Here is a 15,973-nt window from a genome sequence, read left to right as displayed (position 1 = left end):
ATGCAATTTAGGTGGTACCGCGTAAATAAGATGAATCTACGCCCTAAAATACGAAAGTATTTTAGGGCGTATTTTAGTGTTTAGCCCAAAAAACTCATTTGTAAAATAATTACCGCTCCAAATCGCGTATTTTAAGAAAGAAGGGGAAAAAATGTCAGAAGAAAAAAACTTACCAACGAAATATCAACCGACAGAAATCGAAGCTGGCCGTTATCAAAAATGGCTAGATCAAGATTTATTTAAACCAAGTGGCGACAAAAAAGCAAAGCCCTATTCAATTGTTATTCCACCACCCAATGTAACAGGGAAACTACACTTAGGGCATGCTTGGGATACAACATTACAAGATATGATTATCCGCCAAAAAAGAATGCAAGGCTTTGATACGTTATGGCTACCAGGAATGGACCATGCCGGAATTGCCACGCAAGCAAAAGTAGAAGAGAAACTAGCACAACAAGGAATTTCACGTTACGACTTAGGTCGTGAAAAATTTGTTGATCAAGTGTGGGAATGGAAAGAAGAATATGCTTCTCACATTCGTGAACAGTGGGCAAAAATGGGCCTTTCTTTAGATTACAGCCGTGAACGTTTTACTTTAGATGAAGGGCTATCTGAGGCCGTTCGTAAAGTGTTTGTCTCTCTTTACGAGAAAGATTTGATTTACCGTGGTGAATATATCATTAACTGGGATCCAAAAGCGAAAACAGCATTGTCTGATATTGAAGTAATCCATAAAGATATTGAAGGAGCTTTTTACCACATGAGCTACCCATTATCAGATGGTTCTGGCGTTGTTGAAATTGCGACAACGCGTCCTGAAACAATGTTGGGAGATACGGCGATTGCGGTCCATCCAGAAGATGAACGGTATCAGGAACTTATTGGTAAGACAGTTGTCTTGCCATTAGTCGATAAAGAAATTCCAATTATTGCAGATGACTATGTAGATATGGAATTTGGAACAGGGGTTGTAAAAATCACACCTGCTCATGATCCAAATGACTTTGAAGTCGGTAATCGTCATGACTTACCTCGAGTAAATGTTATGAACGAAGACGGCACGATGAATAAACTGGCTGGAAAATATGAAGGAATGGATCGTTTTGCTGCACGTAAAGCGATTGTCTCTGACTTGAAAGAATTAGGTCGCTTAATTAAGATCGAAACAATGAATCACAGCGTGGGCCATTCAGAACGAACAGGCGTTGTCGTGGAACCTCGTTTATCGACCCAATGGTTTGTAAAAATGGGACCATTAGCTGAAAAAGCAATAGAAAATCAAAAAACAGAAGACGCTGTTGAATTTTATCCACCACGCTTCAATCAAACATTTTTACGTTGGATGGAAAATATTCATGACTGGGTTATTTCGCGACAATTATGGTGGGGCCATCAAATTCCTGCTTGGTATCACAAAGAAACGGGCGAGATGTATGTTGGGATGGAAGCACCAGCCGACAGTGAAAACTGGGTTCAAGATAGTGATGTCTTAGATACATGGTTTAGTTCTGCATTATGGCCATTTTCAACGATGGGTTGGCCGGACGAAGCAAGCGAAGATTATCAACGTTACTTCCCAACAAGCACATTAGTTACTGGCTATGATATTATTGCCTTTTGGGTAAGTCGTATGATTTTCCAAAGCTTAGAGTTTACAGGCGAACGTCCCTTCCAAAATGTCTTAATTCACGGCTTAATTCGTGATGAGCAAGGACGCAAAATGAGTAAATCATTGGGGAATGGGATTGATCCAATGGATGTCATCGAAAAATATGGCGCAGATGCGTTACGTTGGTTCTTATCAAATGGTTCAGCACCTGGTCAAGATGTTCGTTTTAGTTATGAAAAAATGGATGCTTCTTGGAACTTTATCAATAAGATCTGGAATGCAAGTCGTTTCGTTATTATGAATGTAGAAGGTATGACTGCTGCAGATATTGACTTTAGTGGTGAAAAGACTGTCGCTGATCGTTGGATTTTAACGCGCTTAAACGAAACAGTCGCCCGTGTGACAGAATTATTTGATCGCTTTGAATTCGGTGAAGCAGGTCGCCAATTATACAACTTCATCTGGGATGATTTCTGTGATTGGTATATTGAAATGAGTAAAGAAATTCTTTACGGAGAAAATGAAGCAGCTAAACAAACAACACGGAGCATCTTGGTGTACACATTGGATCAAATCTTACGCTTATTGCATCCAATTATGCCATTTGTAACAGAAGAAATTTGGGAAAAAATTCCGCATCAAGGTGAGTCATTGGTTGTGGCAGAGTACCCAGTTGTTCATGAAGAATTTAACGATGAAGCAGCAGCTCGAGGAATGGAAGTTCTGAAAGAAGTTATTCGTTCGGTTCGGAATATTCGAGCAGAAGTGAATACACCACTTTCTAAACCAATTACTTTGTTAATTAAAACAAACGATACAGAAGTAGAAGAATTTTTAACAGCTAATACTAGCTACTTGGAACGCTTCTGTAACCCAGAGGAATTAGTCATCAGTCGTGAAATAGAAGCGCCAGAATTAGCCATGTCCGCTGTTTTAACAGGCGCAGAACTATTCCTACCATTAGCTGGTTTGATTAATATTGAAGAAGAAATTGCTCGCTTAGAAAAAGAATTAGACAAATGGACAAAAGAAGTCAAACGTGTGCAAGGCAAACTTTCAAATGAACGTTTTGTGTCAAATGCACCAGATGAGGTCGTGGAAGCAGAACGTGCAAAAGAAAAAGACTACCTTGAAAAACAAGAGGCTGTCAAAGAACGGATTGCCCAATTACGTTCAATCTAAAAAAGAAAAGACAACAAAACCAACGTTTGGTTTTGTTGTCTTTTTGTTATAATTTGCCAAATAATTGAAACAAATACAACATTAAGTAGCTGTAAGTAGCCACAGACCAGAATTTCAATAAAAGAACAATTTTCATGAATTCTTTTAAAGAAATATCTGTAATTCCCGCCACTAAACAAACAATATCATCTGGAGCGAAGGGGACTAACATAGTAAAGATTAAAAGCTTTTTGACATTGTGTTCATTTTTGTCTAAAATCTCTTCAAATTTTTTGTATTTATTGGGTGAAAGGATTATTTTTACAAAGCTACGTCCATAGTAACGAACCAGTAAAAAGCCAATAAACTCACCAATAATCAATCCAAGATAGCTATACAAAAGGCCTTGCAAATTGCCAAACATCAACATTCCTGCAACAGAAGAGATTCCTCCAGGTAGAATAGGGATAATCACTTGGACGATTTGTAAAAGAACGAAACACAGAACCGCATAGTTACCAAACTGTTTAATAAAAGCTTGCAAGGAAGCAACAGAATGAAAAATTCCTCTGGAATATCCCCATAGAATTAAGCCGAAGAAAAGCACCAGTCCAACTAGGGGTAACCACCGAATGAGTTCATTTAAAAATTTTTTCTGATTAGTCATGAGTGGCCTCCTGACGTTTTCGACGGTATTTTTTAAAGCCAAGATAACCAGCCGTTCCCAGTAAAATCGTTCCGCTGACGGCAGTGCCGAGATAAATCATTCTTGGATGATAGGCAAAGGTTAACTGCTGTTTGCCAGCTGGAACTTCAACAGCTAAAAAGCCACCTAGAATGCGTTGTGTTTTTAATGGTTCTTTTTGTAGCGACGATTTGACTTGCCAATCTTGGTCATAAGGAATGGACGTATACAGTAACTGAGTGTCATTTCCAGGTACATTCAGTGCGCCATTTAAATGGCCTTTTTTAGTTGCATTCACGTGAAGAGCTTGTTGGCGTAATTTGTCAACCGCAAGATTAAAGGCTGTTTGGTCTAAAGTTTGAAGCTGCCAATTAGTTAAATCAACCACTTGTTCAGCAGTTAGTGACAGGGTCACGGTAGTTCCTTTTTCAAAATGCCCTAAATTGAACAGCTGATTGGTTGCAATATAAATTGGCGTCGAGATAACTTGTTGGTTTACCTTCAATTGTGTAACCTTTTTCCATTTTAAATTCGGAATATAAAGATGCAAGTCGCCAGTGCTATTCACTTTAAAGGTTGCTTCAATTGTTTCGTTGGTATGATGAGGTTCATTTATCAACGAAGCTGTTTTAAAGTAAGGTTTATCCGTCGGCACGAGCATTTGCAGGAGTTCTTCTTGGGCATCTAAAGGATTATTTTTTGCTAATTTTAACTTGGTTAATGCGGTTGGCGCCAAAAAGCCCATACCGATTGCTTCATCATTTTCCATGATTTTTGTGGAACCAACTGTTTTTAGCAATTTTTCACTCGTAGGTTTTTCAATTGGTAAAAAGTCATATTTCACATTTAAAAGTAAATTGGTTAGTTGTGAATTATCCACATAAGCAATCCGGCGATCATTTTTTCGATATAAACCTAGCGCACTTAATGTGTCTTGGGTAGTGGCAGTTAAAGTCGAAGTATAGCTAGAAACGCCAGCATAGCCATAAAGTAAAGGATTGTTGTAGCCGTTATTGATTTCACGGAACCCTGTTTCTTTGGAAGGAATGACTTGTTTCATGCGATAAAGTTCTGGTGCTGAGGCCATTTTTTCATCGATTAATTGGCTGTGTTTTCGGTAATCTTGGGCAAATGTTGCTTGGCTACCAAAGGGCATGTGTTTAAAAGAAATCCAGAAATTCGTTGTTAATTCTGTGCTGACCAGTAAGAATAAAGCCACGACTACATAGTTTCTTAAGGCCTTTTTGTGTGCTAAACGCAAGCAAAAGAAAATCAACCAAATAAAAAGTAAACTTAGCCATAAATAATTGATCGAAATTAAGAGATTTTTTTGTGGACCATAATACAAAGATCCGTAGCCAATGACTAACAGCAGACTAAAAATAATAGGTGCGGTCCAAGGAATGGTCACTTTTTTAAGCCAAACTTCATAGGCAAAGACAATCAATAAAAAGCTAAAGATAAAGACATTTCGGTATGGGAAACCAGCTGGGCTTTGAAACATGTGCCAGACAGTGTTAAAGGCTTCTAACCAAAAGCTTAAAAAGAGAATGAATAAAAGAATCGCTGAAGCTATTCTTTCTTTTAACGCAATTTGTTTCGTTTGAAAATAGGCGACACAGAGGAGTGTCACAAATAATCCAGCAAAAACGGTTGGTAAATGGTCTAAACGCAACTCATAATTAATAGAACCTAAGCCTAATTGCGAGAAGAATGAAGTGTTGAACTTAGGCGTTAAAAAGAACGTCGAGACATCAAAATCTGCTTTTTTTGTATAGAGCATTCCTTCTGCTGCAGGTAATAATAAAAAGCTAGTTGCGGTTCCTGTTAAAAAAGAAACGAGGATGAATAACGGACTTTGTTTAAAAAATTGCCGAATAGCATGGGCTTGGGTATTCTTTTTAAAGAACCAATAGATACTGTACAAAACAGCAAAGAGACAAATCATATAACCCATGTAGTAATTCGTCACAATCGCTAAAAACAGGGTGATACTGTATAAGCCCCATTTGCGTTGATCCCATAAACGTTGGAGTCCCAATAAGATAAGCGGGAATAGAATCAGTGCATCCAACCACATAAAGTTTTGGCTATAGACGGTGACAAAGCCACAGAAACTATAGGACGTTGAAAAAAGTAACGTGGTGCCATCAACTTTTTGATAGGTGTATTTTAAATAGCTAAACATCGTAGTGCCCATCAAGGCAAGTTTTAAGGTAATAATCCATAAAATTGCTATAGGTAATTGTTCATAAGGAAAAAAGAAAGCCAACACATTAAAAGGGCTCAGTAAGTAATAGGCTGCCAAAGGAACAATCGACTCACCAATCTCATTGGAAAAAGAGTAGAATGTAGTTATTCCCTCGTGAAAAGAGCGTTTAAAAAAACTCAAGAAAGGCATGTATTGCGTGCCTAAATCACTAACTAATAAGTTGTTGTCACCAAAAGGCGCAAGTTGTAATGTCATCCATACAAGCAACAGAAGTAAAAACGGCAAGAAAAAACTTCCTAACCATAAAAGCTTCGATTTGTTTTTCATCAAAATAAGTCCACCTTTATAAAAAAATCATGAATAAGCGTGTTGAACGCTCTAAAAATAGTTTTTAATTGGCTGGCTGGAACGAACCATCCAGAATGTTAGTTTACCATAAGTTCATTAATGTATCCGCTAATAACGCAAAATTATGAAAAATGCAAAAAGTTTTCAAGAAAAAGTTTCAATTGGTTATTAGTGAAAAAGTCACCTAACTTAGTTATAATGTAGAAGAAGACAAGGAGTTGGACAAGATGCAATTAACAATAGAAGAAGCCATTGAATGGATTCATAGCCGGTTACCCTTTGGTTCAAGACCTGGTTTGGATCGGATTAATGCGTTATTAGAAAAAATTGATCATCCAGAAAACAAAGTGCCAACGATTCATATCGCAGGAACCAATGGTAAAGGCTCAACCGTGACATATTTACGCTGTCTATTAGAAGAAATGGGCTTGAAAGTCGGAACCTTTACCTCTCCTTATATTGAATCATTTAATGAAAGAATTGCGATAAATGGTCAACCAATTTCAGACGAACAATTGATTACCTATGTGGAGAAGTATCAACCAATCATTAAAGAATTAGACCAAATCACTGAAGTGGCTGGAATTACAGAATTCGAAACATTGACAGGAATGGCCTTGGACTATTTCGTGAATGAACAAGTGGATATCGCAGTTGTTGAAGTTGGCTTAGGTGGATTACTTGATAGCACCAATGTCGTGAAGCCATTATTGACGGGAATTACGACAATTGGGAAGGATCACACAGAAATTTTAGGTGAAACAATTGCTGAAATTGCCTATCAAAAAGCGGGTATTATTAAAGAAAAAGTCCCAGTAGTAACAGGCAATATTTGTGCTGATGCGCTAGCAGTCATTGAAAAAGTCGCACAAGAAAAACAGAGTCCAATTTTTCGTTTTGGCAAAGAGTATCAAGTGGAATATCTACATCCTGATACACATTGGGGGGAAGTATTTAATTTCTATGGAGAAATGGGCAAACTGACAAAGATTAAAGTTCCCTTGTTGGGGCGTCACCAAGTAGAAAACGCGGCGGTAGCTATTCAATTATTTGACAAGTATTGCCAACTACAACATTTGCCGTTTAAAGAACGAGACATTACTCAAGGGTTAGCTAAAGCGCAATGGCCAGCTCGAATGGAACGTCTTAGTGATGAACCGTTGATTGTTTTAGATGGTGCCCACAATGATCATGCAGTAAAACGCTTAGTTGAAAACTTGCGCAAAGAGTTTCCACAACACACGATTCATATTTTATTTTCAGCTTTAGCAACTAAAGATGTGGATGAGATGATTCAGGACTTAAAGCAAGTATCGAATGCGCATCTTTACTTAACTAGCTTCGATTATCCTAAAGCTATTGCACTTACAGAAATGGAAAAATATGAAGACGATTTAACAGAAATTGTGTCTTTATGGCAATTTGGCTTAGGCGAAATTTTAGAAAAAATGTCGACAGATGATTTATTATTAGTAACAGGTTCATTATATTTTGTTTCTCAAGTAAGAGAATTACTTTTAACTATAGGAGGAAATGATGAAGAAATTTGATGGCGTAATTTTTGATATGGATGGGTTGCTTTTTGATACGGAGTTGATTTACTATACATCTACTCAAAAAGTAGCAGATGCAATGGGGTTACCATATAGTAAAGAAGTCTATTTAGACTATGTTGGGATTTCCGATGAAGAAGTACAAGAGAATTACCGACGTATTTATGCGTCCTATGGTCACGACACAGTGGAAGAATTTATCCGCCGTTCTTATGAGGATACCCTGCAAGAGTTTCGATCTGGTAACGTCCCTTTAAAACCAGGGGTGGTGGAATTCCTTGACTTTTTAGATGATCAAAAAATTCCTCGATTAGTTGCTTCAAGTAACGTCCGTCCAGCAATTGAAATGTTATTAAGCCATGCTGGGATTCAGGATCGTTTTGTAGGGATCGTTTCAGCAGAGGATGTTAAACGAGCAAAACCGGACCCAGAAATTTTTCAAAAAGCTCGTCAACTTTTAGGAACAGAAGCCCCGAAAACCTTGATTTTCGAAGACTCATTTCATGGGGTAAGTGCGGCTCATAGTGCGGGCATTCCAGTGATCATGGTACCTGATTTATTGCAACCAACTGAAGTTATCCAAGAGAAAACATTACATGTCTTGGAGAGTTTACATCAAGCGCCACATTATTTAAAATAATAAAAACAACACTCCTTTGCGTAGTTTATTAATGACTAGCAAAGGAGGTTTTTTTTATGCAAGTATCGGATCTGTTTATTCGCGAGATGCCGAGTGATTGTTTACCACGAGAACGGCTCTTAGCGATAGGAGAAAAAGCATTATCGAATCAAGAGTTGTTGGCGATTCTGTTACGAACTGGCTCAAAAGAAGCAGACGTGATGACTGTTGCCGCAACGCTATTAAAACAGTTTAAGCAACTTTCTTATTTGCAGCAAGCCACGTTGAACGAGTTAATGGCTATTAAAGGTATTGGACAAGTGAAAGCCATTGAATTACGTGCGGCCATTGAATTGGGGTGTCGAATTTATCAAAGTAGTCAAATCAAATTTGGCAAAGTTACGTCCAGTCAACAAGTCGCTCAACGATTACTCCAAGAGATGAAGGGGCTGCAACAAGAACATTTAATTTGTATTTACTTGAATACCAAGAATGACATTATCCAACAGAAAACGATTTTCAAAGGATCACTGAATCAAAGTATTGCTCATCCACGCGAAATTTTTCGGGAAGCGGTTAAATATTCATCTGCTCGCATACTATTAGCTCATAATCATCCATCTGGCAATCCGACACCGTCTCCACAAGATATTCAATTTACCAAACGAATGGAAGAATGTGGCGAAATGATGGGGATTCAATTGTTGGATCATATTATTGTTGGTGATAGCGGATACATTAGTTTGAGAGAAGAGAATTTTTTTGCTTCAGAATGAGGACAATTCTTGCAAAAATATTTTATCACGTGTAAAATGAAAGGGTAATCTTGTTTGGAATTATGTAGACTTTTTAAATTTTTTTAAATATTCTATTGGAAGCGAGCAAAGTTACGACTATTTATGTGCAAATGCACGAGGAGGAACAAAAGAATGGAACAAGGAACAGTAAAATGGTTTAACGCAGAAAAAGGTTTTGGGTTTATCTCACGCGAAGACGGAAGCGACGTATTCGTACACTTCTCAGCTATCCAAGGTGATGGTTTCAAAACTTTAGAAGAAGGTCAAGCAGTGACTTTTGATGTTGAAGATTCAGACCGTGGCCCTCAAGCAGTTAACGTAGAAAAAAACTAATAAAAAATAATCCAAAAACACCTAACATGCGTTAGGTGTTTTTTTGTTAGAAAAAATAGAGAAGAAAAATGGACAAGCATTTTTCTTCTCTATTAAATGAGAGTTTTATTGATCACTAACTGTGGCAGTCATAATCATTGGCAGAATCATTGGATGACGTTCTGTTTGTTCAAACAAGAAAGGCTGTAAAGCGGTCGTCATGGCTTCGCCTAATTTTGCTTCGGTACAGTTTTTATCTTTCATTGCTTCACGTAGAGCATTGAATAAAAGACGTTGGCCTTCATGAATCATATCACCAGACTCACGCATGTAGACAAAACCACGGGAAAGAATGTCTGGACCAGCCATAATTTCTTTATTTTTAATATCAACCGTTGCTACCGCTAAAACTAAACCTTCTTCAGATAAGATACGACGATCCCGTAAAACAACATTCCCGATATCACCGACACCATTTCCATCAACGTACACGTCATTAGCGTTGAAGTGACCAGCAGGACGTGCGCTATCAGCCGTTAAAGCTAAGACATCGCCGTTGCCCATGATAAAGCAATTTTCTTCAGGAACCCCTGTATCTTGAGCGAGCGAAGCATGGATTTTTAACATTCTAAATTCACCATGAACAGGCATGAAATATTTAGGCTTCATCAAGCGAAGCATTAATTTTTGCTCTTCTTGTCCACCGTGACCAGAAGTATGGATATTATTGATTTTTCCGTGGATAACTTCTGCACCGGCTTCAGATAATAAGTTGATTAAACGGTTAACGCTTGTCGTATTTCCAGGAATTGGTGAACTTGAGAAAACAACCGTATCGCCTGGTTGAATACTAATTTGGCGATGTGTACCGTTAGCAATCCGACTAAGCGCGGCCATAGGTTCTCCTTGAGAGCCAGTACATAAAATCATTGTTTCATTTGCTGGCAATTGATTCAGTTCCGCCGCATCGACAAACGTTCCTTTTGGCACTTTGATGTAGCCTAAGCGTTCGCCATTGACAATGGCATTTTCCATGCTACGACCAAAAACAGCAATTTTGCGACCTGTTTTCACGGCTGCATCAGCAGCTTGTTGTAAACGGAAAATGTTTGAAGCAAAACTGGCAAAGATAATCCGACCATCAATTTTTTCAAAGATTTTTAAAATAGAGGTCCCAATTGTTTTTTCAGATTTTGTAAAGGTGGGTATTTCAGCATTGGTACTGTCTGAAAGAAGACAAAGGACGCCTTCTTCACCTAATTTCGCCATTCTGTGTAAGTTGGCTGGCTCGCCAACGGGTGTAAAGTCAAACTTAAAGTCACCTGTTGCGACAATGTTACCAGAAGGCGTTTTAACCACAACGCCCAAGGCATCAGGAATACTGTGAGTCGTCCGGAAAAAGCTAATCGCTGTTTTTCTAAAACGAATCACCGTATCTTCATTAATTTCGTGTAATTCCGCTTCTCGCAATAAACCATGTTCATCTAGTTTGTTGGTAATTAAAGCCAAGGCTAGTGGTCCCGCATAGATTGGGATATTCGCTTGACGTAAAAGATAAGGAACGCCACCAATATGGTCTTCATGACCGTGGGTAATAACGAGTGCTTTGACTTTATGCAAATTTTGAACGATGTAGCTATAATCTGGAATCACGTAGTCAATCCCAAGTAAATCATCTTCTGGGAATTTGATCCCAGCATCAATAATGATAATTTCATCTTGGAATTGTACCCCATATGTGTTTTTTCCAATTTCGCCTAAACCACCGATTGCAAAAACGCCAGTTTCGTTATTTTTTATGTTTACTTTCATGTTAAAACTCCGTTAGAGTGAAGTCCGCATGTTCTTGCTCGTAAGCAAGATGTTTTTCGTCTAATAATTGAACGTATTCAATATTGTATGGGGTATTTTCTTCAACTAATTGGCGCACGATTACATCGCTATCGGCTTCCATGTAAAGAGATTTTGTGTCTTCTCTTTTTGGGTTTCTGATTTTTGTTTCTTGATAGTATACTTTGTAAATCATCGATTCATTTCTCCTTCAGCTACTAATAGTAGCAATTTATAGTTTTTTTTATTTTAAGACAGAAAATTAAACACAACAAAACGAGGTGCTGATCACCTAAAAAAGAATGCTCATCAAAAACATCTGTTAATGATGAAATGAAGCCTCGACTTTGCTTCATTCTGGGTATTTGATTTTATGTGTTCTTTTTTCAACCGTCCCGTGTGTTGTGAATAACAACAATTAAGCTTATTTTATCATAGAATGATAAGGAAGTATAGAAACACTCACTGGACTTTTAAAAAAAACAAACTTCTTGTTTCGCCTTATTCTTGATCAAGTTCGAGTGCCTTTTTTTTAGGACGCCAATACCAACTTAAGCCAATCACGTGGGCTAAATAAACAATCGCTAAAGTCGTAGTCATCAACGTATTTCGGACAATTAAACACGGAATGGCAAATAAAAGAAACATGGAAATAAATAGTTTCCATTTACCTTTATGAGTAATTTTTTTCTCAAAGAAGGCTTCTTGGATATATTTTTGATAATAAGAAGAAGCTAAAAATTTGTTATAAAGTTTATCTGAACTACGCATCCAAAAAAAGGCCGTTAATAAATAAAAACCAGTGGTGGGTAAAAGCGGCAAAAAGATTCCTAACGTGCCTAAAGCAAACGTACAGGAACCGAGAAAAATGAAGAATAATTTTTTCATTCAAAGGGTCCTTTCAGTTTTTCCCAATTATGGCACAATCAAAAGGAAGTAGCAATTTTAATCGTATAAGTAAATCATTAAAATTATCTATTTTTTAGAAAATCTAAAAGAGAAAGGATAGAAAGAGAAAGGCTGTTTTTTCTAGCCAGACAGCTTGTATTACCGATTTCTTTTTGATACAGTGGGAGTACTAGAAAATTTAAAGTAAGATAAGAAGGAGATGATTAATTGAAGTTAATGTGGCGTTACACAATGCGTTATAAGAAATTACTTTTTGCTGATTTTATTTGTGTGTTTGGTTTTATTTTGATTGAATTAGGCTTGCCGACCATTTTAGCACGAATGATTGACAAAGGAATTATTCCTAAAGATATGGACTATATTTATCAGCAAGGGATTTGGATGGTTGTAATTACGATTATTGGTGTCGCAATGAATATTTTGCTGGGGTACTTTGGTGCCAGAATTACAACAAACATTGTTCGTGATATTCGGGATGATTTATTTGAAAAGATTCAAACTTTCTCACATAGTGAATATGAAAGTATTGGGGTTTCTTCCTTAATTACGCGAACTACCAATGATGCATACCAAATTATGCTCTTCATGGGAAATATTTTACGTCTTGGCTTTATGACGCCAGTGATGTTTATTGCCAGTCTTTACATGGTGATGCGAACGAGTCCGTCGTTAGGAATGTACGTTTTAGGTGCCTTGCCTTTTCTGCTGCTAGCAGTTGTCGGGATTGCTCGTTTGTCAGAACCGTTATCTAAAAAGCAACAAAAGAACTTAGATGGAATCAATGGGATTTTAAGAGAAAATCTTTCTGGATTGCGGGTAATACGCGCATTTGTTAATGAAAAATTTGAAGAATCTCGTTTTAATAAAGTCAATGAAACTTACACTAAAAGTTCAAAAAGTTTGTTTCGTTTAATGGCAGCAGCCCAACCAGGCTTCTTTTTCTTATTTAATATTGTGATGGTCTTAATCATTTGGAGCGGGACTGTTCAAATCAGCCATGGGGATTTAGAAGTTGGGAATTTAATTGCTTTTATTGAATATATTTTCCATGCGCTGTTCTCGTTTATGTTATTTGCCAGTGTCTTTATGATGTATCCGCGGGCTGCGGTTTCGGCTTCACGGATTCAAGAAGCCTTAGACATGGAACCAGCTATTCGTGAAGAAGAAGGCGTAACAGAAACAGCTACTAAAGGCTATCTAGAGTTTAAAAATGTAACCTTTGCCTATCCTGGACATGCGGAAAGCCCAGTCATCCGCAATGTAAGTTTTAAGGCGTCACCTGGTGAAACAGTGGCCTTCATTGGGAGCACAGGTAGTGGGAAATCAACATTAATTCAATTGATTCCACGGTTTTATGATGTATCAGAAGGTGAAATTTTAATCGATGGAGTGAACGTAAAAGATTACCAACTTAGTGCATTACGCAATAAGATTGGCTATATTCCACAAAAAGCGTTACTTTTTACTGGTACAATTGCTGATAATCTTCGCTACGGTAAGGAAGATGCGACGTTAGAAGAAATGGAACGAGCAATTGACATTGCTCAAGCTACAGAATTTGTTTCACAAAAACCGCAAGGCTATGATGAACCTCTTTCAGAAGGTGGCACGAACTTTTCTGGTGGTCAAAAACAACGTTTAGCTATCGCACGGGCGATTATTCGCAATCCGGAAATTTATATATTTGATGATAGTTTTTCTGCGTTAGATTATCAAACAGATGCAAATTTACGAGCGCGTCTGAAAAAAGAGACAACAGAATCCACTGTTTTAATTGTGGCACAACGTGTTGGAACAATTATGCATGCGGACCGCATTGTTGTTTTAAACGAAGGCGACGTGGTCGGAATTGGCACACATCGTGAATTACTTGAGACTTGTCCAATTTACTATGATATTGCGGCTTCTCAATTGTCAGAGGAGGAATTAGCATGAAACACGCCTTTTCTTCTATGAAACGAATCGGTCGCTATATTAAACCGTACCGAGTGACGTTTTATTTAGTTATTTTATTTACAATATTAACCGTGGCCTTTAATGCAGCGTTGCCTTATTTGACTGGATTACCAACGACAGAAATTAGCCGTAATATTGCGGCCGGTGAATCAATCAATTTTGATTATGTAATCCAATGTTTAATTTGGATTTTAGTTGTGGGAACAGGTTATTGTGTGGCACAATTTTTGTCAGGCTTTTTAATGACGAATGTCGTTCAACAATCCATGCGCGATTTACGTCGAGATATTGAAGAAAAAATCAATCGTTTGCCAGTTTCTTATTTTGATAAGAACCAACAAGGAAATATTTTGTCACGGGTGACGAACGATGTGGATGCTGTCAGCAATGCGATGCAACAAAGTTTTATTAATATTGTTTCGGCAGTCTTAGGGATTGTGATGGCGGTAGTGATGATGTTCTTGATCAATCCGCTGATGGCGATTTTTTCAGTGATTATGATTCCGTTGTCTCTGATTATTTCCAGAACAATTGTTAAAATCTCCCAGAAATATTTCCAAGGAATGCAAAATTCTTTAGGAGACTTAAATGGTTATGTTCAAGAAAATATGACTGGGTTCAGTGTCTTAAAACTATATGGCTGGGAAAAAGAAACTCTTGAAGGTTTTAAACAAGTCAATCACCGTTTAAATGGTTTTGGCTTCAAAGCATCCTTTATCTCAGGATTAATGTTGCCATTGGTTCAAATGACCGCTTATGGGACCTATATCGGGGTAGCTGTCCTTGGTAGTTACTATGTGGTTGCTGGTGTGATCGTAGTGGGGCAATTACAAGCGTTTATTCAATATATTTGGCAAATTAGCCAACCAATGGGGAATATTACGCAGTTGTCTGCAGCTTTACAAAGCGCTTCAGCTTCGACCATGCGGATTTTTGAAATCCTAGATGAACCAGAAGAAGAACTTAACGAACAAGATGTTCCTTTGCCAGAACCTATTTTAGGCTCTGTTGAATTTGAAAATGTCAGCTTTAGTTATGACCCAGAAAAACCGTTAATTCGTAATTTGAACTTTAAAGTTGATGCGGGCCAAATGGTTGCGATTGTGGGACCAACTGGCGCTGGGAAAACAACCTTAATCAACTTACTGATGCGTTTTTATGATGTAACAGAAGGCGCCATTAAAATTGATGGCATTGACACGAAAAAAATGAACCGTAGTGATGTCCGATCTGTATTTGGAATGGTATTGCAAGATGCTTGGTTGTATAAAGGTACCATTGCAGATAACATTCGTTTTGGGAAGTTAGATGCCACGGATTATGAAGTTGTCGATGCAGCGAAAACGGCCAATGTGGATCACTTCATTCGGACAATGCCAGACGGGTATGAAATGGAAATCAATTCTGAGGGAGATAACGTTTCCCTTGGTCAAAAACAATTGTTGACCATTGCCCGAGCGGTAATTTCTGATCCGAAAATTTTGATTTTAGATGAGGCGACTAGTTCAGTCGATACACGCTTGGAAGCCTTAATTCAAAAAGCAATGGATCGTGTTATGGAAGGACGAACGAGTTTCGTTATTGCCCACCGCCTATCAACTATTCGTGAAGCTGATTTAATTCTTGTTATGAAACAAGGAGAAATCATTGAAAAAGGTACGCATCATGAGTTGCTAGAACAAGGTGGCTTCTATGAAAAACTATACAATAGTCAATTTGCTGAAGAAGGCGACTATGAGGAATAAAAAGAGGTCGGGACAGAAGCGTTTAACTCCGAGAAATAAGAAGGAATTTCCGAAAATTGTTCTGTAATTTTTGGAGAATTCCGGCTTATTTCCGAAGGAGTTGCTTTTGTTCCCGCCGTTTATCAGTTTTTGAGCGTGGAGCAAAAATCCAAAGTGATTTTTGTCCCACGCTCTTTTCTTGTCTTTTTTACTATGAAAGTGAGGAATTCTTGTCTATACTTAATGAAAAGAGGT

12 protein-coding genes and 1 other annotated feature (1 of these 13 only partly in view) are annotated in these 15,973 nt (G+C 37.8%); of the genes, 7 read left to right on the top strand and 5 right to left on the bottom strand.

Annotation, left to right across the window (positions count from 1 at the left end):
* Positions 1 to 49, top strand: a binding site (T-box leader); it begins 191 nt to the left of the window's first position.
* 102 nt (positions 50 to 151) lie between these two features.
* Complete coding sequence (locus IGL90_RS11650; protein ID WP_048737552.1) at positions 152 to 2,794, top strand: valine--tRNA ligase; 2,643 nt, start codon at positions 152 to 154, stop codon at positions 2,792 to 2,794.
* A gap of 46 nt (positions 2,795 to 2,840) precedes the next feature.
* Here IGL90_RS11650 and IGL90_RS11645 read toward each other — a convergent pair whose 3' ends face one another.
* The gene (locus IGL90_RS11645) at positions 2,841 to 3,440 is read right to left on the bottom strand and encodes a TVP38/TMEM64 family protein (RefSeq protein ID WP_048737553.1); all 600 of its coding nucleotides are present in this window, start codon (positions 3,438 to 3,440) and stop codon (positions 2,841 to 2,843) included.
* On the bottom strand, positions 3,433 to 5,997 hold the full coding sequence (locus IGL90_RS11640) for a YfhO family protein (protein WP_048737556.1): 2,565 nt from the start codon (positions 5,995 to 5,997) through the stop codon (positions 3,433 to 3,435). Before IGL90_RS11640 ends, IGL90_RS11645 begins: the two co-directional genes overlap by 8 nt.
* Before the next feature lie 248 nt (positions 5,998 to 6,245).
* Between IGL90_RS11640 and IGL90_RS11635 the strand changes: the two genes are divergently transcribed.
* From IGL90_RS11635 to IGL90_RS11620, 4 genes are all read left to right on the top strand, one after another.
* Positions 6,246 to 7,568: a bifunctional folylpolyglutamate synthase/dihydrofolate synthase gene (locus IGL90_RS11635; protein ID WP_048737558.1), complete on the top strand. Its 1,323-nt coding sequence runs from the start codon at positions 6,246 to 6,248 to the stop codon at positions 7,566 to 7,568.
* Positions 7,552 to 8,211: an HAD family hydrolase gene (locus IGL90_RS11630; protein WP_016616796.1), complete on the top strand. Its 660-nt coding sequence runs from the start codon at positions 7,552 to 7,554 to the stop codon at positions 8,209 to 8,211. Before IGL90_RS11635 ends, IGL90_RS11630 begins: the two co-directional genes overlap by 17 nt.
* Positions 8,212 to 8,267: 56 nt before the next feature.
* On the top strand, positions 8,268 to 8,966 hold the full coding sequence (gene radC, locus IGL90_RS11625) for a RadC family protein (protein ID WP_002365188.1): 699 nt from the start codon (positions 8,268 to 8,270) through the stop codon (positions 8,964 to 8,966).
* Between the two features lie 153 nt (positions 8,967 to 9,119).
* The gene (locus IGL90_RS11620) at positions 9,120 to 9,320 is read left to right on the top strand and encodes a cold-shock protein (protein WP_002355121.1); all 201 of its coding nucleotides are present in this window, start codon (positions 9,120 to 9,122) and stop codon (positions 9,318 to 9,320) included.
* A gap of 105 nt (positions 9,321 to 9,425) precedes the next feature.
* Here IGL90_RS11620 and rnjA read toward each other — a convergent pair whose 3' ends face one another.
* From rnjA to IGL90_RS11605, 3 genes are all read right to left on the bottom strand, one after another.
* Positions 9,426 to 11,111, bottom strand: coding sequence for a ribonuclease J1 (rnjA, locus tag IGL90_RS11615; protein WP_002355122.1), 1,686 nt, complete (start codon positions 11,109 to 11,111; stop codon positions 9,426 to 9,428).
* Between the two features lies 1 nt (position 11,112).
* Positions 11,113 to 11,325, bottom strand: a complete 213-nt coding sequence (locus IGL90_RS11610; RefSeq protein WP_002355123.1) for a DNA-directed RNA polymerase subunit epsilon — start codon at positions 11,323 to 11,325, stop codon at positions 11,113 to 11,115.
* 305 nt (positions 11,326 to 11,630) lie between these two features.
* Complete coding sequence (locus IGL90_RS11605) at positions 11,631 to 12,017, bottom strand: YbaN family protein (protein ID WP_048737560.1); 387 nt, start codon at positions 12,015 to 12,017, stop codon at positions 11,631 to 11,633.
* Between the two features lie 228 nt (positions 12,018 to 12,245).
* Between IGL90_RS11605 and efrA the strand changes: the two genes are divergently transcribed.
* Positions 12,246 to 13,973: a multidrug efflux ABC transporter subunit EfrA gene (gene efrA / locus IGL90_RS11600; RefSeq protein WP_010707113.1), complete on the top strand. Its 1,728-nt coding sequence runs from the start codon at positions 12,246 to 12,248 to the stop codon at positions 13,971 to 13,973.
* Entirely contained in the window at positions 13,970 to 15,739 is a 1,770-nt protein-coding gene (efrB, locus tag IGL90_RS11595) for a multidrug efflux ABC transporter subunit EfrB (protein WP_048737562.1), read from the top strand. Before efrA ends, efrB begins: the two co-directional genes overlap by 4 nt.
* Positions 15,740 to 15,973: the final 234 nt, after the last annotated feature.

The organism is Enterococcus sp. DIV1307a, from assembly GCF_050537425.1.
Taxonomy (GTDB): domain Bacteria; phylum Bacillota; class Bacilli; order Lactobacillales; family Enterococcaceae; genus Enterococcus; species Enterococcus faecalis.
This window is presented reverse-complemented; position numbering and strand designations above follow the sequence as displayed.